This window comes from Catenulispora subtropica (genome assembly GCF_039531675.1).
Classification (GTDB): domain Bacteria; phylum Actinomycetota; class Actinomycetes; order Streptomycetales; family Catenulisporaceae; genus Catenulispora; species Catenulispora subtropica.
In genome coordinates this window covers 1-22320 of record NZ_BAAAQM010000030.1, presented here as the reverse complement: position 1 = coordinate 22320, position 22320 = coordinate 1, and the positions used below count along the sequence as shown (strand labels likewise).

Below are 22320 nucleotides of genomic sequence, written 5' to 3'. Positions count from 1 at the left end.
CGTCGCGGGGATGGCAGCGCGCATCGCAGTGACCATAGTTCTCAGACTCCCCGCTCGGCCTGCCACGAAGGGCTGGCCGTCCGCACATTGAAACACAGGGCGCCCACCACGGCACCGCCGAAAACCGCCCCGTTACCCCTGAACGGCGTTGATACGCAGACCCTGACTCTGCGTAGGCAAAGACTATGCAAAGTCAGGGCTCGAATTATGACCGTCCATGAGTGATCATGCTCATCAGTGGGGGATTCCATCCGTTGTCGTCGCGATCACAAAGTGCTGTGATCATCGATCGGCAACCTGGTTTCGTCTTCGCGGGGTTCTGGGGTGGGTACATGGCGCGTCGTCGGGTGTGGCTGAACGTTGGCCTGGGTCTTGTGCTGTCAGTGACGACAGGGCTGTCGGTCCTGTCACCGACGGGGGCGGAACCCGCCAGAGCAGCGAGCAAGTTCAGTGTCGGCGCGCCTTTGACGCCGGTGAAGCCCGGCACGCCGCCGGTGCCCAAGGCGCCGAAACACACGCCGCTGGTATCAACACCAGTGCCAGCGCCACCGGTGTGGCCGTCCGCCGCCACCGCTGTGGTGCAAGTCAGTGGGGCTCCGGCGAAGGCAGGTAATTCGGCGCTGTCAGTGGCTGCAGCCGCGCCCGGAACACCTGTCGCGCTGGCCAAGGCGGCGGACAATTCGGCGCCAGCTGTGGAGTCGTCCAGCCCATCGCAAGTCAAGGTGGAGGCATTCGATCAGGCCACTGTCGCCAAGCTGCACGGTGTCGGGGTCGCCTTCCGGCTGACGCGTGCCGACGCCGCGACGGCGCAGCAGAAGTCCGGGCAGGCAGCCGCGGCAGCGAAGCCGGCGCCCGTGTCGGTCAAGGTGGACTATTCCGGGTTCCGCAACGCGTACGGCGGTGACTTCGCCACCCGCTTGCAGCTGTTCGCCTATCCGTCGTGTTACCTCACGACCCCGTCGCTGTCGACATGTTCGGTGCGGACGCCGGTGAAGGCGGTCAACGACACTGCTGCTGGCGCACTCACCGCGACAGTGGCCGCGGACGGCGACCCGGCGGCTGTGGCCGCCCAGATCCCGTCGACCAAGACCACCTCTGCTTCAGGCTCGATATATGTGTTGGCCTCGACGGCATCATCGCCGAGCGGAAACTACGCGGCATCGCCGCTGAACGCCGGCGAACGATGGACAACCGATCTCAACTCTGGTGCGTTCACCTACAGCTATCCGTTCAAGGCTCCGGCGGTACCGGGCGCGGTGACGCCGACGTTGAGCGTGAACTACAACTCACAGAGCGTCGACGGCCACACCGCCGCGAACAATCCGCAGGCCTCGCAGTCCGGGATCGGTTGGTCGGTGGGCCAGAACTACGTGCAGCGGGACTATGAGTCCTGCGCGATCCAGGGCGTCCAAGCCCACAATGGATGGTCGCTGGACGAGTGCTGGGACAACGACAACCTCACGCTCTCGCTGAACGGAGTGACCTCTGAGCTGATCCGCGATACCACCACCAGCGGCTGGCGGCTGAAGAACGACAACGGTTGGACCGTAGAACGACTGACCGGGGCGGACAACGGCGACAACAACCCTCAGGCGCCTGGCGAGTACATACGGATCACCACAAACGACGGCACGAAGTACACCTTCGGACAGAACGAGGTTTGGAACGGCCGCTCGCCGGAATCGGCCTGGCTGGTGCCGGTGTTCAGTATTCCGGGTAACTCGCCGCCGAACTCGCCGTCATGTAACGCTGGCGGGACCGGGCCGGACTTCGAGTACTGCATGATGCCTTGGCGCTGGATGCTGGACAAGGTCGAAGATCCGCATCACTCCATCGCAAGGTACTTTTATGGCACTGAGCGGAACAACTACAAAATGCGTAACGGATCGGGCACGGGTACGTACACCCGTGGGGGGTTCCTGCAAGAGATCGACTACGGGATACCAGGAGTTGCAACCTCTGCGGCGGCCCGTGTACTGCTGTACTACGGCAGCCGCTGCAACATCTCGGGTCGCCCGGTGCATTTCGAGAGGCCGGATCCGTGCCCCGCGATCTCGACCGACAACGCGTCGATTTGGCCGGATGTTCCCTATGATCTGCAGTGCGACAACACGTCGTGCCCGAACGTGGGTCCCTCGTTCTGGTCTCAATACGCACTGGTGAACGTCGAGACCGACGTCTTCGATCCACGGTCGAATGCAATGCCGGCAGTGGACAGCTGGGATCTAAGCTATATGTTCCCTGCCATCACAGGTGGACCAGCCATACTGTGGCTGGCCTCTATCCAACACCACGGTGTGGACAACGGCGCCGCAGACGAAGCCCCGATCTACACCTACAGTGCCGAATACAACAACCGTCTGATGACCACGAACCCGCCCAACGGCGGGACTCTGAACATGCTCCGGCTCACCGCCATCAGCAACGAACTCGGCGCGGAGACCGACGTCCAATACGGCACACCCAACGCGTGCGACCCGGCTTTACTGCCAACCCAGGACTCCTCGAACGGCGACTGCTTCGAGGAGCCGAATCCGCCAAGCGCCTCGGACCCCAACCCGAGCGGCTACCAGTGGTACGTCAAGTACCAGGTGACGGCGACCTGCACCTTCGATCTGGTCGCCGATTCCAGCACAGGTAACCAGTTCATCGAGAACACGCAATATCTGTATGGAAAGAACGCCGGAGCGATAGGCGGGCAGGGCTTAGGTGCGGCATGGCACATGGCGCAGCCGCTGGTGTCAACGTCCCCGTACTACAACGACTACCGCGGCTACGCGGTCGTCGAGGTGGTCAAGGGCGAGCCGAACAACGGCGGGTTCTTCACCATCGGCACGATGGAGTCGGTCGACCAGTACCTCTTCTACCGAGGCCAGTACGACGACTACAAAAAGTCGACGAGCACCTACCGGGACGAGACGGTCACCCCGTTCCCAGACCTGAAGGGAACCACCCAGGCACCCCAGCCGGACTACGAGTTCTTCGCCGGCAAGATGCTCCAGCACATCCAGCACGACCCGAACGACGGCAATGCGCTGACCTGGGACATGAAGCAGTACTTGGTGCAACAGACCGCCACCGGGTATCTGCTGCCGAACGACCGCAGCCACAACGCCTTCCGCATCACCAACGACAACGACACGTCCCAGGCGTTCAAGGCCGACGGCAGCATCCGTGAAATCAAGACCGACTCCGCCATCGACGCGTTCGGGAACACCACCGCGCTGATGCACTACGGCGAGACCGGCGTCAACCTCAATGAGTACTGCACCGCCACCGCGTACTCGCAGGCAGCGGACCACACATGGGAAGCGCCCTACGACGTCAAGACGCTGGCAGGCACCTGCCAGGGCGGACTCTCAGCAGAGACGTTCCTCTACTACGACAACCAGGCGACCTGGGGCGCCTCCCCGCAGCAGGGCGACGTCACCAAGACCGTCACGGCCCCAGGCATGAACCAGACCGTCACCACGACCGCGACCTACGACATCTACGGACGCATCGCCACCAGCACCGATGCTGACGGCAACCAGTCGACGACCACCTATAGTCCTGCCACAGGTATCCCGACTTCGGTGACTACAGCTGACGCCCAGGGGCATTCCACGACGACGACTTACGACATCGCACGCGGGCTGCCAGTAAGCGTCACCGATGCGAACTACAACGTGACCAACGAGACATATGACGCACTGGGTCGGCTGACATCGGTATCACTGCCCGGGGACGCGGCTGGTTCACCGTCGTACAAGTTCTCCTACAGCATTCCCTACACCAATCCCACCGGCGGTTCAGGCTCCGGAAGCGCGAACACGAACGTACCGGCAAGTGCCAAGACAGAGAAGCTGCAGGCTGACGGCTCCTATGCCGCCTCCTACACCTTCATGGACGGCCTTGGCCGCTCCATCGAGACCCAGACCCCGACCACGGGCGGATTCTCGGTGGCGACCACCGGTTACGACAGCCTCGGCCGCAAGGTCCTCACCGAAGGTCCGAACTTCCTGGCCACCGGCCTGGGCACGTTCCAATTCTGGGGCCCGGCCAACAACAACGACGGCGTGTCCACCCAGACCTGGTACGACACGCTGAGCCGGCCGACGAAGTCGACGAACTTCTACAATCGGCAGACTGTCGTCCGAAACGGCGCAGCTCAGACCACGACGACGGACTACTGGGCCGACCAGTCCAAGACCGTGCCGCCAGCGCCGTCGGGGGCGTGGTCCGTCACCAAGTACGACGCCTTCGGTCACAAAGTGGAGGTCGACGAGCCTGGACCGGTCGGTTCCCAGGTCGTGACTAAGTACGGCTATGACGTGCTAGGCGACCTGAACTCGATCACGGACAACGCCGGGCACCAGACCACCTACAACTATGACTGGCTGAAGCGGCGGACCAGCACCCACGACCCGGACACCGGGCAGTCGACCACCCGGTATGACGGTGCGGGCAACGTCATCCAGAGCCGGGACGCCAACTTCAACTTCCTGAACAGCGCCTACGACTCGGCGAACCGCAAGACCATCTCCGAGATCAGCGATGCCGCGATCGGCGTGTGGTATCTCAACGAGTCCACCACCAACGCGTCGTCGCCCAGCATGGCCGCCGATGCTTCCGGTAACGGACGCAACGCCACCGCCTCCGGGTCTATCACCCACGTCGTGGCCGGTCCCAAGCCCGGGCTGTTCGCGACCGGCTTCGATGGCATCGGCACCAGCATCACCACTTCAGGCCCGATCCTGGACACCTCCAAGAGCTTCAGCGTCTCGGCATGGGCGAACCTGACCGCAGGTGGGGCATGGCAAGAGGTGCTGTCGCAGGACGGGACGCAGGCCTCCGGGTTCTTCCTGCAGTACGACAAGGACGACAATGCCTGGGCGTTCTCCCGCTGCCCCACCGACACAGTGAACTGCACCGCGGCCCGCGCCCACGCTTCGACACCGCCGGCCACAGGCACCTGGACCCAACTGACCGCCAGCTTTGACGCCAGCACTGGCGCCATGAAGCTATACGTCAACGGCCAACTCGCAGGCAGCGCCACCGACACCACCCCGGTCGGCTCGTCCGGACCGCTGGCCATCGGCCGAGGCCTGTTCAACGGCACCAAAACCGACTACTTCAAGGGCCAGATCTCCGACGTCCGCGTCTACGACATCCCCTTGAACGCCACCCAGGCCAGCAACCTCTACCAGCGCGGCTCGACCACCGGAGCCATAGACCCGGCCGCGGCCTACACCTACGACAATCAAGCCGGCGGCTTCGGCAAACCGTCCACCGCCACCTCCTACAGCGACGGCGGGGCGTACACGGTGGCCGGCAATGGCTACGACGCCCAAGGCCGATCCCTCGGGACCAGCTGGAACATCCCCTCATCCGAAGGCGCCCTGGCCGGCACCTACACCGAGACCATCGGTTACGACAAGGCCGGACACCAGAACACAATCACCTACCCGGCCGCCGGTGGCCTGGCTGCAGAGACAGTCACCACCAACTACGACAACCTCGGCCAGCCCACGACCACCAACGGTGGCCTGGGAACCCTTGTCACCAACACCACCTTCGATGGTCTCGGCCGCATCACCGGCCGCACCCTCGGCAACACCGGCCTCGGCCAGACTGTACGCGGCTATGGGTATGAGCAGGACACCGAAGCGCTGTCGACGATCGCAGCCAGGACCACGAACAACTCCGGGACGGTTCAGATCCAAGCCGACACGTACAACCGCGACGCGGCCGGCGACGTCACTTCCATCACCAGCCCGACACAGAACCAGTGCTTCACCTACGACGGCCAAGCCCAAATGACCCGGGCGTTCACCACCGACAGCGCCACCTGCGCCGGACCGAATCCCACGTACGGACCGTCCCCCTACGACGTCACCTACGGCATCGACGGCCTCGGTAACATCCTGCAGACCACAGATAATATCGCCAGCACGACCCACATCTGGCAGTACAACGATGCCAACCACGTCCACGCCCTCACCAACAACGGCGGCGACACCTACGGGTACGACGCCAACGGGGACATGACGAGCCGCAGCGTCGACGGGCTCTCGTCCACCCTCGCCTGGAACGAACAGCAACAGTTGAAGAGCGTCGTCCAGGGCCCTTACACAACCGGCTTCGTCTACTCCGCGGATGGCGGACGCTTGATCCGTCACGACACCGGCACTAACCAGGCGACGTTGTTCCTGGGGCCCGAGGAACTAGTCCTCAACGGAAGTACCATTACGGCCCACCGCACCTACGCCAGCGGCAGCGCGTCCGTCGCCGAACGCACCCCGACCACCCTGACCTGGCTGCTGAGCGACGCTCAGGGCAGCGCCCAGATCACGGTCAACTCGGCTACCGGCGCCGTCACCCGCCAGTTCTACACCCCCTACGGTGCACAGCGAGGTGGAAACCTCCTGCAGTCGATCACAGACAAGGGCTTCCTGGGCCATGTCGAGGACTACAACACCGGGCTGGTCCAGGACGGGGCCCGCTACTACGACCCCAGCATCGGCCACTTCATCAGCCCGGACCCCATCAACACCGGGGCCCCAAGCGGACTCAACGCGTACAACTACGCCGGCGACAACCCCGAGACAGCAAGCGACCCCAGTGGCCTCATGGCCGTCGATGGCGGCGAGGGTGGCTGCGGTTACGAGACTGGGGGCGCTGCGAAGCATTGCCTAGACATGGTCCAGAAGATGTACCAGGACGCCCGCGAGATGGAGTTGCACCAGCAGGAGGAAACGCTGGTGAACTCTGGCGATACCAAGCTGCTGAAGAGCGTACTGAAGTTCGCCTGGCATGCTTCCTCTGCCAGCGACGTGTATGACTGCGCCGCGCACGCGTCAGTGAGCGGATGCAGCTCGGCAGCAGCCTCGGTGGCCTTGACCGTATTCACGGGTGGTGAGAGCGCTGTAGCCAAGGGCGCGGCCGAAGCCGTCGGCAAGGACGTAGTAAAAACGGGCACTAAGGACGCAGTAAAGACCAGCGAGAAGGATGGAGCCGACGCCCTCGCCGATGCAGCTAGCTGCGCCTTGCCGCACTCCTTCACCGCGGCTACACCAGTCCTGATGGCCGACGGCACCTCAAAACCCATCGAGCAGGTAAAGGTTGGCGACACTGTAACTAACGCGGACCCTGCCACGGGTGCCACACAGCGCCATAATGTTGACGCAGTTATCGTCACGAAGACCGACCACGACTTCGCCGACGTCACGATCACGACACCGAACGGCGACCAGACCGTTCACACTACCTATCATCACCCGTTCTACTCGGTAGACAATGCCTCTTTCATTGAGGCCGTGAAACTGAAGCCCGGCGACAGGCTCGAGACACCCGACGGCGCAGTGAAGGTGTCGGCAGTACGCCTGTTCCACGACAGCCAGACGACCTACGACCTGACGATCGACGGGCTGCACACGTACTATGTCCTGGCTGGCGATACGCCGGTGTTGGTCCACAACACTCAATGCCGTACCGCAGATGGCAAATTTGCCAAGAGCGACGGAACTCCGGGCCGTGTCGGCGCGATTGACGAAAGAACGACACTAGACCAGCTGGAGCTCGACGGAGCTCCTGTTGTTCGAGGCTCTGTGACGGTCAGAGTCCCTGGCGTTGGTGAGCGAATCTATGACGGCGCAGTCCAGATTGACGGTAAGTGGTATGGCGTCGAAACAAAGGGCGGAACGTCGCCGTTGACGCCGCGCCAACAAGCCGCAGATGCCTGGCTTAACACCCCTGGAAATACAGCAACAAGCGTCGGGGGCAACAGCGGGTACAATCTGGAGGGTGTCTTCTATAGCTGGGTTCCGGACGCAGCAGGCTGAGGATGAAGGCGCCAGGCAGCGAAGAAAAGAGGAGCTATGAGTTTTGATCTCGCCGTCTGGCGTCCTTCCTCGGACCAGCTAACCGCTGAGGAAGCATCGCAGTTCTACTCGGACCTGTGCTCGCGGCCGTTCCAGAGTTTCGTCCCAGGGCAGGAGATGCAAGCGTTCGTCGATGCGGTTGTCGAGCGCTACAGCGCACTGCGCGGCACCGCTGACCTGCCCTGGGCGGCGGAGCCAGACATCGCAGACGATTGCGCGATCATGCCGATCCAGTCTGCTCTCGCGGACGACGTCTTTCCGATCGTTCGTGACCTTTCGCGAGAGCGAGGGCTGGTGTGCTTCAACCCTCAGGGACCGGCTGTCTACCAGTCTATGAATGGAAGTAGCTCGGGCGAATCACTCACCCTTGAGCTTTCGGATGGGCGCGTAATTGACGGTCCGGGTGACGTCCTTGTCGGAGAGAGCATCCGGGGTCTGTCTGAATCCAACTGGTTCGTTGTTCTTGAGCGGCGAAAGAACTTCTACGTTCAGGCAGGTTATGGCGATCAGGCCGGTGCGCCGCGAGGCCACTACGTGATTGAGTATCGGGACGGTTCCCCGGATAAGCATTGGCGAGCCTTCTCGTCAAGCGTAGATGAACTGGAGTCTGCGTTCCTGGAATACCTTCAGGGCGGCATGGGATGGACCGCGGGCTTTAGGTGGAAGCCAGTCAGTCTGGGCTGATCTGTTGAGGGAGAAGATCTCCCCGAGTGATTGCTGGGTGAGCTTCGCTTGCCGCATGACGTGGGCGCTTGGCGAGACTGCTTCCGTAACAGCAGCCACCTGGCGGATGTCCTTGTCGGCTCCCGTTGCCGTCAGCGTTGCCGTCAGAGGTTCCTGATATACGGGGGTTGCTTGTAGATCTTCTACAACGTCCCTCGGCTCGTGAACGAGGTGCTGTCGTCGGTCGGGCAGGCTGTGCCCGTCGACGGGTTCTCGCCGGGGGCAAGGCGCGGGGTTGCCCTTGCCCCCGGCGAGGTTCCGTCGTAGTCCATCGGATGCCCGATCGGCGGCGGCGCCGCACTCCGCAGCTCGCTCGCTTCGGCTGCTGTCGGAGGGAGGGCCGGGTGTGGGCGGAGCCCACGACCTCGCGTCGGTCTGCTGGTTCGCGGCCAGATCGGAGTGACGCCGTGTTTGCCACTCGGGGGAGGCTGGCGGCCTGCGGGCATCGTCGTCGTTCGTCGCCGAATCTGGCTGCCGGTGGATGTGTCGGGGCGGTGGGCTGGGCGGGGCTGCTGGGCCGAAGGCAGGAAGCAGATCCCGACCAGACATGCCGCCCCTCGCGCCCGGAGGGCGTGCCTTGATCTTTGTGAAGAAGGTTTCGACCAAACGATCTTGATCTTTGTGAAGAGGCTTTCAACTAGTGGTCTTGGCTGTGACCTTCGTCGGTCACGGGCGTTGATGCCGGGTAGATGGGTCAGTCGGCTGTGGTGTCCGGCTTCGCACGGCGAGCAGCCTTGTGCTCGGCGGCGGTCGGCATCGGCCCGTCGCAATTGCGGCCAGCCTGCGCCGGGTCGTCGGACGAATCATCGCCTGGCTGCACGGCTTCCGCCGCCTACGGATCCGTTAGGAACGCCGCGACGACATCTACGAAGCCTGGCTCGGGCCGGCCACCTGCCTCATCTGCTTCAGGCCCGTTTAACGGCTGAGTTAGCGGCTCTTACTGGTGGAGATCGCCATGGCCTCCGGCGACCAGCAAACTCACTCCTTCACCCCGCTCCCCAGCGCCGCCGACGTGAAGTACCGCTGTGCCACCAAAAACAGCACGATCACCGGCACGGCGAGGACGCACGCGCCGGCCAGGATCACGCCGTAGGGGTTGGTGGCGGTGGCGGCGTTGGTGGACACGTACTCGCCCAGCGACACCGCCAGCGGCTGCATCGAGTGCTTCTTGGTGATCAGGAACGGCCAGAGGAACTCGTTCCACGGGCCGATGAACGTGATCACCGACGCGGTGATGATCGCCGGTTTCGTGAGCGGGGCCGCGACCAGCATCAGCGTCTTGAGTTCGCCGGCGCCGTCGATGTGGGCGGCGTCGAAGAGCTCGTCCGGGAGGGCGACGAAGAACTGGCGGAAGATCAGGACCGCGGTGGCGTTGACCGCGAACGGGAGGATCATGCCGAGGAAGTTGTCGGCCAGGCCGTAGTCGCGGACCACCAGGATGTAGAGCGGGATCATCATCACCTGGAACGGCAGGGCCAGGACCAGGATCAGGCCGGCGGCCACGGCTGTCTTGCCGGGGAAACGCAGGCGGGCCAGGGCGTAGCCGGCGGGCAGGCCGACGACGATGGTCAGCACCACGGTGCCGAGGGTGAAGATCGCCGAGTTGGCGAGGGACGGGAGCAGTGAGATCGCCTTGTCGACGTCGCGGTAGTTGGTGAGGCCGAGGTTGCCGGGACGCGGGACCAGGCCGCTGAAGGCGCTGTCGGCCTTGAGCTGGAACGAGCCGACGACCATGTAGTACAGCGGGAAGATGCTGGCCAGGGCGCCGATCATGACGAAGCCGTAGGTGGTCAGGCGTTGCAGGGTTCTGCTCATGCGGGCGACACCTCCCGGTCGCGGCCCGGGGAACGTTCCTCGCCGCGCTGGACCAGCCACTGCACGCCGCGCCCGGCCCCGGCGACCAGCAGCACGAACAGCGTCAGAAGCATGCCGATGGCCGCGCCGACGCCGGGTTTGCCCTGCTCCACGCCGTTCTGGTAGATCAGCAGCGCCGGCGACATCGAGGCGCCGTTCGGCCCGCCGCCTCCGGTCAGCAGGTAGGGCTCGGTGAACAGGTTGGCGCCGACGATCAGCGCCAGCGTGGTGACCAGGATCGTGACGTTCCGCACGGCCGGCACGGTGATCGCGCGGAACTGGCGCACCACGCCGGCGCCGTCGATGCTCGCGGCCTCGTAGAGCGAATCGGGGATCAGCAGCACTCCGGCGAGGTAGAGCAGGACGTAGAAGCCGAGCTGCTTCCACGTCACCTCCAGGGCGATGACGACCATCGCCAGCCGGGAGTTCACCAGCCACGACGGGTTCGGCGCCCAGCCGCCCAGCGCGTGGTTGATGAAGCCGCTCTGGCTGAACAGGAAGTACCAGACCCCGATGACGGCGATGCTGGCGGTCACGAAGGGCACGAAGAACGCCGAGCGGAAGAACGTCTTCAGCCGGCTCAGCTTCGCCAGCACCGCGGCCAGCGTCAGGCCCAGCACCACGGTCAGCGGGACGTTGATGGCCAGGAACTCCAGGATGTTCAGGAAGGAGCGGCGCAGCTGCGGGTCGGACAGGGCCTTGCGATAGTTCTTCAGGCCGACGAACGGTTGCGGGACGTCGGCGCCGGGCGCGGCGTAGACGTAGTCCAGCAGTGAGATCCGAACGCCCTGGATGATCGGGACGGCGTAGACGACCGCCAAGAAGACCGCGTACGGCGCGACCAGATACAGGCCGACGAACGTCTTCGAGCGCGGTCCCCGGCGCGGTGCGCGAGACACGGCGCCCCCTACTTGGCGATGTCGGAGGCGACGGTCCCGGCCGCGTCCTTCAACCACTGGCCGGTGGGCTGCTGCCCGAAGACCACCGACTTCAGGTAGCCGTTGCGGAAGTCCTGCCACATGGCCACGCCGTTGGCGACGTTCGGCACGTCGACGGTCCGGGCGGCCTGCTGGGCGAACTGCGTGTAGGCGGGGTGCGCGGTGAAGTAGGAGGCGTAGACGGTCGACAGGTCGGCGCGCAGCGGCATCTGGCCCGTGGTGTTCAGCAGGGCTCCGTCGTTGTCCTGGTTCGTGGCGAACTTCAGGAAGTCCCACGCCGTCTGGCGGTTCTTGCACGCGCTGAAGACGGAGACGGTCTTGGAGTCGGCGAAGGTGTGGATCTGGTCGGCCGGCATCCCGGTGGCGGTAGGCACCGGCACCGCACCCCAGTTCACCTTGGTGCCGTAGACGGCGATCGCCCACGGACCGACGATGGCCATCGCGGCCTTCTTGTCGGCGAAGGCGTCACCGTTGTACTTCTCCTTCGGGGCCAGGCCCTTGGCGTAGATCTGGGACCAGAAGTCGGCCACGGCCTGTCCGTCGGGGTCGTCGAAGGTGGCCTTGCCGTTGTCGACCAGCGCCTTGCCACCGCTCTGGGCGATGTACAGGGGGTAGAAGTCGAACCAGTTCTGGAAGAACTCGTTGGTCGGCGCCGGGGCGATGGCGTACTGCGCCCCGCCGGCGGCGGTGACCTTCTGCGCGGCGGCGAGGAAGTCAGAGTACGTGGACAGGGCCGGATGGTCCGCGTCGAGACCCGCGGCCTTGAACATGTCCTTGTTGTAGAAGATCATGACCGGGTTGCTCTTCCACGGCAGCTGGTAGTACTTGCCGTCCGAGCTCTTGTACTGCGCGGCGACGGCCGCGCCGCTGCGCTGTTCGACGTAGGAGGCCCCGTCGGCGAAGTCGTTCAGCGGCACCAGCCCGCCCTGCTTCACCCACCCCGAGATCGCCGAAGGCGAGCCGTTGAACACCAGACACGGGGCGTTGCCGGCGGCGATCGCGGCGCCGATGACTTCCTCGGAGCTGCTGCCGGCCGGGATCTCCTCACCGCTGACCTGCTGGTCGGGGTGGTCCTTGTTCCAGGCCGCCACGGTGGCCTTCCCCCAGGTCACCTCCTGCGCGTTGTTGGAGTACCAGATCTTGATCGGCCCAGTCTTCGCCTGGCCTCCCTTCCCGCCACCGGAGCTGCATCCCGCCGTGATCAGGGCGGTACAGGCCAGCGCCGCGACGGCGGCGGTGAAGGTGCGCATTCTCGCCATGGCTGTTCCTCTCGAATCCGGTGGAAGGGGTTCCAAGGCCCCTTCCCCGGAACAAGGGAATCAAAGCTCGATCTCACCCACTTGCGGCCCAATTGTGTCAGGGTCCTCATAGGCGAAACCAGGTCGACGCCGGACCTGGCCGCCCGCTAGTTTTGGAACGCACCACCGCGGAGAGTGACACGCGGCGCCCGGTGCGCAGGCAGCGGTTACTTCGGGATCTGGGTGTCGCCGGTTCGAATCCGGCCCGCCTCCCGCGAGGGTGGCGGTAGCTCAGTCTGGTAGAGCATCAGGCGGCTTCGGCCGGTCTCCGCAGCCGCCTCGGTCTCGGGCGCCGCTTCGCACAGCGGGTGCGTGCCTCACTCCGTGCCGACGTTGTCGGCCCCCTGGAGGAGATGCGCCAGCGCGGTCCGCGACGACACGTTCAGCTTGCGGTAGATACGCGCCAGGTGCGTCTCCACGGTCCGGTGGCTGAGGAACAGCTCGTCCGCGATCGCCCGGCTGCGGCGCCCGGTGGCGACCAGCGCCGCGATCTCCTGCTCGCGCGCGGTCAGCAGCGCCCTGACATCGGAGTGCAGCGGTCCGGCCGGGGACGGGGGCTCCGACTGGGCGACGGTCGCGGCTGGGGAGACAGCCTGAGCGGGCGGGACCAGCAGGGCCCTGATTTCGGCGATCTCCTCCTCGATCCGCACCGCCCCATGGATCCGCGCGACCTCCTCGGCGGCGTCCAGCCAGGACCCGGCGACGGAGAGGCCGTGGACGAGGGCCGCGGACCCGGCCCCGGCGGCGAGCGTCCACGCGTGCTGTACCGGCCGTCCGGCCCGCCGGAAGCCGAGCGCGGACTGCTCGAAGAGCTTGGCCGCGATGGGATGCTCCCCGTCGGCGGCGTGCAAGGCGGCCTGAGCCCGCGTGACGTAGGCACGCTGGACCGACAGTCCGGAGGACTCGGCGGCCTCGTCGGCCCCGAGCGCCGCCTGCCGGGCCAGGGCGCCGTCCCCGGCCCGCAGAGCAGCCGTGGACAGCATCGACAGCAGCATCGGGCGGTAGGCGGGCTGGAGCTTGCGCAACTCGGGACCGCCGCCGCCCTCCAGCAGCGCGTCCACGCACCCGGCCGCGTCCCCGCTGACCATGCGGACCAGCGCCAGCTGCATCGCCGCCGACCCGGACCACCAGCCGTTGCCGGGGCGGGCGATCCGCACCGCGTGCTCCGCGGCCGCGACGATGGACGCCGATTCGGCCCGTCCCCGCGACCAGATCATCGCGCCGACCAGCAGCGCCTCGCTCATGGAGACGCCGTCGGCGGCGCCGGTCGCCCGGGCCACGCGGCGGGCCTCCTCGGCGCGCCGCTCGGAGCGGGCCAGCTGGCCGGTCTGCTGGTCGATGTACGCCAGTCCCAGCAGGGTGTTGAGTTTCATCTGCTGCGGGCCGCCCTTGCGGGCGATGGTCAGGCACCGGTGCAGGTGTCGTCCCGCGGCCGTATAGCCCTCCATGAACATCTCGCCGCACCCCAGCATGGCCAGCAACTCGGGGATGCGGGCGACGTCGGAGTCCGGCAGGCTGTCGGCCAGCCGCGCCCCTTCGACGAGCGCGGGAATGGCGTCGGCGGTGAGCCCGAGGTAGGCGTCGCCGAAGGCCGCCAGAACCCTGATGGCGGCGGCCAGCCGGTCGTCCGGCCGCCCGGCGTCGCTCGTGAGCGCCGTCACCACCTCCTGGACGGCCTCCCGCGCCTGACCGTAGGTACCCCGGTACATGTGCAGGACGCCCAGCTCGAACACGAGTTCCGCAGCACCGGCGTCGAGGGGACGCGGCAGGCGTTCCAACGCCGCGGCGGCGACACCCGCGGCTTCGTCATAGCGGCCCAGCTGCCGTTCGGCGGCCACGCGCATCGCCGAGGCACGCAGGCGCAGAGGGCCGGTGAGGTGGGTGTCGTCGCGCAGGACGTCGTGAGCCAGCGAACGGGCTTCGTCGAACCGTCCGGCCGCGGACAGCGCACGACAGCACTCGAGCATCAGCGCGGCCCGCTCGGCACTGGGCCGCTCCCCCACCGGCGTCTGCAACGCCAGCCCGAGCCACCGCACAGCCGTCGCCGGTGCGTCGGGCAGGATCTCCGCGGCGCCGCGAGCCAGCAGCGGCGCGGCGGCGGCGCCGTCCGCCCCCACCAGATGCTCGGCGTGCCGCGCCAGGTCCACGGCACTGGCCCCGCGTGTGGACAGCAGGTCCAGCGCGCGCTGGTGCGCCCCCAGCAGCGTCGGCAGCGACGCGCGCTCGTGCGCCACGTGCCCGAGCAGCGGGTGCCGGAACGCGAACCGCACACCGGGGGCCACGTGCCGGATGACGTCCGCGCGCACCAGCTCGTCCAGGGCGTTCAGCGTGCCGGCCAGTCCGAGCCCCGATATCCGGGCCGCGTCCTCGGGCCGGAAGGGCCCGGCCAGCACCGCGGCGGCGTTCGCCACGGCGGTCTGCTCGGCGCTGAGCGCGTCCAGCTCCACCCCCATGGCGGCGGCCTCACGCAGCAGCGCGCCGGTGTCCTCGCCGGGGCTGTCCGGCCACAGCTCGGGACGCCACCCGGCGGCCGTGAGGATGCGCAGGTTCCGCGGGTTGCCGTCGGCGGCGGCGCGGATCTGCTCGATGTACGTACGGTCGTGGTCGCCCGGCCCGTACCACGCGGTCAGGAGCTCCTCGACGGCCGTCTCGTCGAGCGGGTCCAACTCGATCCGCACCACGGTGCCGATGCGCGCGCCGTCGTCGAGCGCCTCCAGCAGGACCGAGCCGGTGCGCCGCGGGCAGTGGCCCACGGCGAGCAGCAACGGGCCCGGGACCGGGGTCCGCACCAGCCGGGCCAGCAACCGGACGGAGGCCTCGTCGGCGAGGTGCACGTCGTCGAACAGGACGGCGCCGCCGCCGGAGCCGGGGCCGCCGGGACGGCCCGCGACGCTCCCGCCCCCGGGCCCGGCGGCCCACCCGGCCAGCCCGGCACGGACCGTGCGGAACACCGCCTCCTCGTCGCTGTCGGCCAGGCCCGGCGCCGGCACGTCGGCCCAGGCGTCGCGGAACAGCTGGCGCGGCGCGCCGGTCCCCCGCAGGGCCGTCGACCGGGCGATCCGCGCCCCGGCGGCCCCGGCCCGTTCGGCCAGCAGCGCCAGCAGGCGGGTCTTACCGGCCCCCGGATCGCCGGCGATCTCCAGCACCGCGCCCCGGCCCGATCCCAACGCCTCGACCGCGGCGGTCAGGCGGCCGATCTGGGCCTCCCGGCCGACCAGCGCCTGCCAGTCCTGCGGCGAACCGGTGGCGAGCACGTGCACCTCCCCCAAGGTTGTCCGAACCCTGACACTCCGAGGGACGGTGGTCAGCGCTTCCGACAGCTATGTGTGAACTGTACCCAGCCCCGGTGGACGAGACCTTTCATTCTGTTGATTTGTTGCGGACGCCGCCACTGGCGGGCCGCCGCAGGTCGCGGGGATCAGTAACCCGTGTGCGTAAGAGGTAGTAGCGGGTTACGTAGTTTTACCGACGACGCGCCGTCTCAGCGTCATGACACTGAGTGCGACAAGGTCCACAGGAATCCGCACCGTCCCGCAGGTCACGAGCAGCCGAAGGAAGCCGCCATGGAGGCAACCGCCGTCCGCACCGAGTCCGAGTCGGCCCGCATCCCGGTCAGCGTCGTCGAGGACCATCCTCTGTACCGCGACGCGCTGACCAGGCTGTTCCAGGAGGCCGGGGACTTCGACGTGGACGTGGTCGCGGGCTCGGTGGGCAAGTTCGTCGCCTGCCGTCCGCGCCGCGACGGCATCGTGGTCCTGGACCTGACGCTGCCCGGCGTCAGGGGCGCGGCGGCGGTGTTGCAGATCAACGGCATGGGCAACCGGGTGCTGGTGGTCTCGGCCGAGGCGGAGAAATCCGACGTGCTGGGCGCGATCTCGGCCGGCGCCCGCGGCTTCCTGTCGAAGGAGTCCGAGGGCACGGAGATCCTGCGCGCGGTCCGCGAGATCGCCGCCGGGAACAGCTACGTGTCGCCGACGCTGGCCTCGATCGTGCTCACCACGGAGCAGAACCGGCAGGCCGGCCCGCGGATCGAGCTGTCCGGCCAGGAGAAGCAGGTACTGCGCCTGGTGGCGGCCGGCGAGCGGGACCGCGACATCGCGATGGAGATGGGGATCAGCGTCCGCACGGTGCGCTCGTACCTGGACCGGATCCGCGACAAGATCGGCGCGCGCCGCCGGGCGGACATGACGCGGGCCGCGATCGAGCTCGGTGTGCTCGCCGAATCGGCGGCGTGCTGAGCCTCGCGGGCGGCACGGCGTGGCACAGGGCCGCGCGGCGGACGGCGCGAGGGACGGGCTTGACGGACGGCTAGGCGGGCAGGTGAGCGGGTGCGGTTCGGGGGTCGGGCGGCCCGGGGCTGGCGCGGCGACGGCGCGGGCCCGATGCTCTTGTTGCCGTTGGCGTTCCAGGTCGGGGTGCTGCCGGCCGCGTCGCTCGTTTACGTAGGCGGATACGGCACCGGCGGAAGCCGTCCGGTTCTTGTGCTCTGTGCCGTGTTGGTGGCCGCCACGGCGATGTTGGGTCTTGGTGCCGCACGCGGCCTGCCGCTGCGCACGGTGCTGGCCGGCGACACGGTGCTGGCGGTCGCGGGCAACCTGGCGTTGAGCGTCCTGTCGCTGCCGTCGGACCGCGCGGTCGAGGTGTCGTGGCAGTACTTCGCGGGCTGTGTGGCGTTGTGGACGATGGTGCGTGGTATCCCGGGGGGTCTGGCGGCGGCCGCGGCCGGGATCCCGTTGCGGTTGGCGATGTTCGCGGCGGCGGGGCCGGTGCACACGGTGCGCTCGGCGGCGGTGGCGGCCCTGGGCGACGCCTTGGTGCTGCTCCTGGCGGTCGTGGTGGCCGGCGCGGTCCTGATCCTGCTGGACCAGAACGCCGAACGCCTGCGGACCGGTATCCGCCGCTCGCTGCACGACACGGTCCTGCAGACTCTGGAGGCCATCGCCCTGACGCTGCCGAACGACGCCGAGCAGGCCCCGCGCCGCCTCCGGGAGGTGCGCGCGGTGGCGCACGCGGAGGCGGTGGCGCTCCGCCGTCAGCTGTCCCGCCCGGCCGGCGCGCCCGCCGGGCGGGACCTGGTCGAGGGGCTGGTCGGCCTGGTCGCGGAACTGGCCCGGGACGGCCTGCGCGTCCGCTTGGACGCCGCCGAGGTCGCCCCGGACGCGCTGACCGCGAAACGCCGCGCCAGGCTCCTCGCCGCGACGCGGGAGGCCCTTCGCAACGTCCTGAAACACGCGGGAGTGGCGGACGCGCTGATCCGCGTCGAGGAGGGTGCCGGCGGTCTGACGCTGACCGTCCGCGACCTCGGCGTCGGCTTCGATCCGGCGGCGCATCAGCCGGGATTCGGGCTGAGCGAGTCGATCACGGCGCGGATCGTCGAGGTCGGCGGCACGGCCGGCATCGTGTCGCGTCCCGGGCACGGCACGTCGGTGACGCTGTGGGTGCCGCTGGAGGCGGACGCTTCGGGCTGAAGGCAGTGCGGGGTCTGCCACGCTCAGGGGCGGCTAGGCGTATATGCGTCTGGGCGGCGAGGCGGCACTAACACGGCACGACCTCAAACAGACTGTGCTTGATCGGCCGGCCCACTCAGCCACCCGGCACCGCCACCGGTTTCTGCGCATCCGCCTCATCCAGCACCGGCCCCGTCGGCAGCATCCCGACCGCCGTCGGCGGCAGCTGCTCGGCCACCGCGTTGCCGTAGCCCAGCGAGCCGCGGGCCTGGGTGTCGCCGAGGGCGTACTTGGTGCCGGCGTCGGTGACGAGGTACCACTTGTCGGCCGGCGCGCCCTGTGCGACCTTCGCCGTCACCAGGGCCGCACTGCCCGGGGAGAGGTAGACCTCGTCGGCGGCGGCGCCGTTCTGCGGGGCGCCGGTGGGGACGGTGCGTGCGCCGGGTGGCAGCGGCCAGGCGGTGCCGAGGGCGACCGCCGAGGGGTCCTTGCCGTCGCCGACCGCGCAGACCACGGTCGAGTCGCCGCCGACCGCGACCGGGGTGGGCACCCCGGCCGGGTAGCCGGAGGCGTCGTCGCCGGGTGGGACGGACGGTGCGGCGGCCGCGTCGGCGACCGAGACCGGTTTGGCGACCGGCATGCCGTCGCCGGCGTAGGCGGGGGCGTTGGCGGTGGCCGCGAGGATCAGGGCGGCCTGGGCCTGCGACACCGGTTCCAGGCCGTTGGCGCGGACCAGGTAGTAGCCGGAGCGGCCCGCCACCGCGTTGTCGGCGGCCAGGATCTGGCCGACCTTGGTGCGCAGGTCGCCGACGCGGGGACCGGGCTTGCCCGCGTCGGGGACCGCGACCAGGTTCAGGTCGCGGCCGCTCGGCAGGGTGGCGAGCCAGCTGTCGGTGACGGCCAGCGTCGCGGCGTTCTGATATCCGAGGGCGATCAGGGCCGGGCGGTCGCCGAGCTTGTACTTCACGCCGCCGGTGATCAGGAAGCGGTCGCCCTTCGGGTTCTGCGCCAGCAGTCCGTGGCCCTCGGGGACGCCGACCATGCCGGTTAGCGTCGCGGTGGGGTCACCGGCGTGCGCGAGCAGCAACGCGGCCACCGGTCCGGTCACCTTCGGCAGGTCGGAGGTGGCGCGGGAGCAGGCCACCGGGATCGGGTCGGCGAGCAGGCCGGCCGGGTCCGGCAGGGTGTCGGGGGCGGCCGGGATGCCCAGGGCCTCACCGCGCGGGGCACCGCGCAGCAGGGAGGCGGCGACGGTGACCGTCTTGGTGCTGTTGGCCAGCAGCCGGGCCGAGGCCAGGTTCGCCACCGGGTGCAGCACGCCGTCCTTGTCCAGGACGAAGTGTCCGCCGCCGTCCTTGTCCAGGATCACCAGCCCGGTGTGCTTCCAGTCCGGCGGGGGCGAGGGCTGCAAGAGTCCTGAGATGCCGAACCCGGCGGCGGTCAGCAGCGTCGCCACGCCGCCCAGCACCACGCCGAAGACCAGGCGGCGGTTCGGCGCCACCGGGTGGTTGGCGTCGGCCACGGTCAGCGCGGAGACCAGGCGCCGCCGCAGGAACTGGTACGCCTGGATCTGGTCCCGCTCGGTCCACACAACGCACCCCGGGATTTCTCGTCGCTCGACATCACAGCCCGCGCGGCCCTCGTATTTCCGCGAATGCGGATGTCGATGAGCGCTGTACGAACCGCAGTCAGTATACGTATGATTAGCGAGCGCCAAAAGGATATGCGCCGGCTCAAAGAAATATGGTGACCGCGATGACCAGTCACGCCGCGCCGGCGGCCGAGATGCTGATCCCCCCGCCGCCCCAGCCGGCGGCGCCCGGGATCGCCGCGGCCGCGCCGGCGTTGTCGCGCGGGACCGTCGCCCTGGATTGGATCGCCCCGGTCCGCACCTGGCAGACGGTGGCCTGGGAGGCCGCCACGCTCGCCGTGGCCGCCGGCCACGGCCGCTCCCCGCTCACCGAGGCCGCCGCGTACGCCGGGGCCGGTGCGCTGGTCGGGATGACTTCCCTGCGCGTGCACGGCCGCTGCCTGGGCCAGTGGGCCGAGACCCAGGGCCGCTACCGCTCCCGGCGGCTGGCCGCGCGCCGCCGCGCCGAGGCCGAGGCCGCGGTCGAGCCGCTGGCCACGCTGCTGCCGGATCTGGGTCTGGGCGGATACGTCGACCGGGCCGGCAACCGCGTGGGCCTGGCCGCGTCCGACGGCGGCTGGGTGGCGGCGGTGCGGCTCGGGCCGACGGTCCAGCCGGACGTCGCAGCCCTGGTCGCGGTGCTGCGGGAGGCGTTCGCGGACAGCACGATCCCGCTCGCCAGCGCGCAGTTGGTGGTGTGGACGGCGGCCGGGCCCAGCCCGGTACAGCCGCCGGCGCCGGCGCCGGCCGCCGGTCCGCAGCCGGATCCGGCCGATCTGACGGCGACCGTGACGCACACCGTGATGCCGCCGGGCGGCTTCCCAGCGCAGCCCCTGGACATGACCGTGACGCTGCCGGTGCTGAACCCCGGCATCGTGAGCCGGCCGCCGTCGGCGGACCTGGACATGACCGTCACGCTGCCGGCGATGACGCCCGGCGCGCTCGCCACCATGAGCGGTCAGGCCGCCGCATCGCCGCCGTCGCAGCCACCGGCGCAGGCGCCGTCGCAGCCTTCGATCACGCCGACCCCGAGCCTCGGCCCGATGCGCGTGTACTGGCTCGCCCTGCGCTACCGTCCCCGCCAGGCCCCGCACGCGGCCCTGGCCCGCGGAGGCGGCGAACTCGGCGCGGCGCGCGCCGTGGCCAGCGCGGCTCTGGGCCTGGTGTCCCGGCTGGACTCGGCCGGCTACGCGGCGGACGCGCTGGACCAGTTCGAGCTGGGCCAGGAGCTGCTGGTCGCGCTGAACGCCGGCGATCCGGCGCCGGGCGAGGTGCGGGAGTCCTGGCGGGACTGGTCGACGGGGCATCTGCAGCAGGTCTGCTTCGAGCCGCACCGCTCCCTGGACCCGGCCGGGCTGCTGGAGCGCTGGGCGCCGGGGGCCGCGTTCACCTGTTCGTCCTACACGCTGAGCCGTACCCCGCGCGGGCGGATCCGCGGCGCGTCGGCCCTGCGGATCGCCGGGACCGATGCGAGCGCGCTGGAGTCGCCGGTCCCGGCGGAGCGGGCCAACGGCCGCCACCAGGAGTTCGTGCTGCGGACCCTGCCGCTCGCCATGCACTGAGAGCACTGAGAGCACTGAACACGCTCAGAGCGCTCAGAGCGCTGAGAGCACTGGCCGCACCCGGCACACCGGGCTGGCGGCCGGGCCGCTCCACGGCCCGGCCTTCCCCTCCCCTGAGGTCAGTTCTTGATGTGCCCCAAGTGCTCATACACGCCGAGCGCGACCCCGGCGATCGGCAGCAGCGCCACCACGCCGAGGAACTCGGCCAGGTCCATCAGCCGGGTCCAGTACGGCGAGTGCCGTCCCTGCCCGGCGTGCCGCGCGTAGACGAAGCACCCGAACCCGGCCAGCGCCAGCACGACCACCCCGGAGACCAGCAGCGCCTTCTCCTGCCGCGTCACGAGCACCACGGCCAGCCAGGCCAGCGAGGCCAGCCCGGTGCCGACCAGGACGACCCGCTGCACGGTGTCCGAATACGAGCGCGAACGCAGCATCCACACCATGCTCAGCAACGTGACCAGCACGACCGGCCACGCGCCGTCGGCGCGCAGCGCCGCGACGGAGCCGGCGACCACGGACAGCCCGAGCGCGGCCAGCAGACCGGTGAGCATCCGCTGCGCGGCCGTGGTCTGGCCGAGCACGTCGGGCCCCAGGGTGGGCTCCTCGTCGGCCCGGAACGCCGTGATGTCCGAGGGCACCCGCGGCAGCGGCAGGCGGCCGAGCCGCATGGCGATCATGGGCGCGGTCGCGGCGAGCGCCGTGGCCAGCACGGCGAGCACCACCCCGGCGTGCGCGGCGGTGACCTCCGCCAGGCCCACCACGGCGGCGGTGGCGGCGCCGAACGCGCAGAACGCGGCCAGGGCGCCGAACCAGGCCGACCATCGGCGCACGGCGATCATGGCGAGCCCGCCGTAGGCGCCGGTCACGCCCAGGCCCAGGGCTGCTGCGCCGCCGTGCACCGGCCACAGGTGGTGCGGCGGCAGCGCCGCCAGGCCGGCGGCCACGGCGGCCGGGACCCCGGCGGCGTCGCAGGCGAGCGCGGCGCGCCGGTCGTGCGCCACCCGGC

At 68.8% G+C, this 22320-nt stretch carries 11 protein-coding genes; 5 read left to right on the top strand and 6 right to left on the bottom strand.

Annotated elements, in window-relative coordinates; genetic code table 11:
- Positions 1-227 precede the first annotated feature (227 nt).
- Positions 228-7823 carry a LamG-like jellyroll fold domain-containing protein gene (locus ABD466_RS24695; RefSeq protein WP_344659623.1) on the top strand — a complete coding sequence of 2532 codons (7596 nt, stop codon included), beginning with the start codon at positions 228-230 and terminating at the stop codon, positions 7821-7823.
- Positions 7824-7859: 36 nt separating this feature from the next.
- Entirely contained in the window at positions 7860-8546 is a 687-nt protein-coding gene (locus tag ABD466_RS24690) for a hypothetical protein (protein WP_344659536.1), read from the top strand.
- A 1017-nt stretch (positions 8547-9563) separates the two neighbouring features.
- Here ABD466_RS24690 and ABD466_RS24685 read toward each other — a convergent pair.
- The 4 genes from ABD466_RS24685 to ABD466_RS24670 form a co-directional block, all read right to left on the bottom strand.
- Positions 9564-10400 (bottom strand): carbohydrate ABC transporter permease, encoded by an 837-nt coding sequence (locus ABD466_RS24685; RefSeq protein WP_344659535.1) that lies wholly within the window; start codon positions 10398-10400, stop codon positions 9564-9566.
- The gene (locus tag ABD466_RS24680; RefSeq protein WP_344659534.1) at positions 10397-11338 is read right to left on the bottom strand and encodes a carbohydrate ABC transporter permease; all 942 of its coding nucleotides are present in this window, start codon (positions 11336-11338) and stop codon (positions 10397-10399) included. The genes ABD466_RS24685 and ABD466_RS24680 overlap by 4 nt, the downstream gene beginning before the upstream one ends.
- 8 nt (positions 11339-11346) lie before the next feature.
- Positions 11347-12636 (bottom strand): extracellular solute-binding protein, encoded by a 1290-nt coding sequence (locus ABD466_RS24675; protein ID WP_344659533.1) that lies wholly within the window; start codon positions 12634-12636, stop codon positions 11347-11349.
- 356 nt (positions 12637-12992) lie between these two features.
- A complete protein-coding gene (locus ABD466_RS24670; RefSeq protein WP_344659532.1) occupies positions 12993-15929 on the bottom strand; it encodes a helix-turn-helix transcriptional regulator in 2937 nt (978 codons plus the stop codon).
- Positions 15930-16238: 309 nt separating this feature from the next.
- Between ABD466_RS24670 and ABD466_RS24665 the strand changes: the two genes are divergently transcribed.
- Both ABD466_RS24665 and ABD466_RS24660 read left to right on the top strand, forming a co-directional pair.
- A complete protein-coding gene (locus ABD466_RS24665) occupies positions 16239-16913 on the top strand; it encodes a response regulator (RefSeq protein ID WP_344659531.1) in 675 nt (224 codons plus the stop codon).
- 90 nt (positions 16914-17003) lie between these two features.
- Entirely contained in the window at positions 17004-18143 is a 1140-nt protein-coding gene (locus tag ABD466_RS24660; protein WP_344659530.1) for a sensor histidine kinase, read from the top strand.
- 115 nt (positions 18144-18258) lie between these two features.
- Here the strand turns inward: ABD466_RS24660 and eccB are convergent, their stop codons facing one another.
- Complete coding sequence (gene eccB, locus ABD466_RS24655) at positions 18259-19713, bottom strand: type VII secretion protein EccB (protein ID WP_344659529.1); 1455 nt, start codon at positions 19711-19713, stop codon at positions 18259-18261.
- Between the two features lie 164 nt (positions 19714-19877).
- On the opposite strand from eccB, the gene ABD466_RS24650 reads away from it, so the two are divergent.
- Complete coding sequence (locus ABD466_RS24650; RefSeq protein WP_344659528.1) at positions 19878-21314, top strand: type VII secretion protein EccE; 1437 nt, start codon at positions 19878-19880, stop codon at positions 21312-21314.
- Between the two features lie 119 nt (positions 21315-21433).
- Here ABD466_RS24650 and eccD read toward each other — a convergent pair.
- The coding region (gene eccD / locus ABD466_RS24645; RefSeq protein WP_344659527.1) for a type VII secretion integral membrane protein EccD at positions 21434-22320 on the bottom strand (887 nt) is incomplete at its 5' end.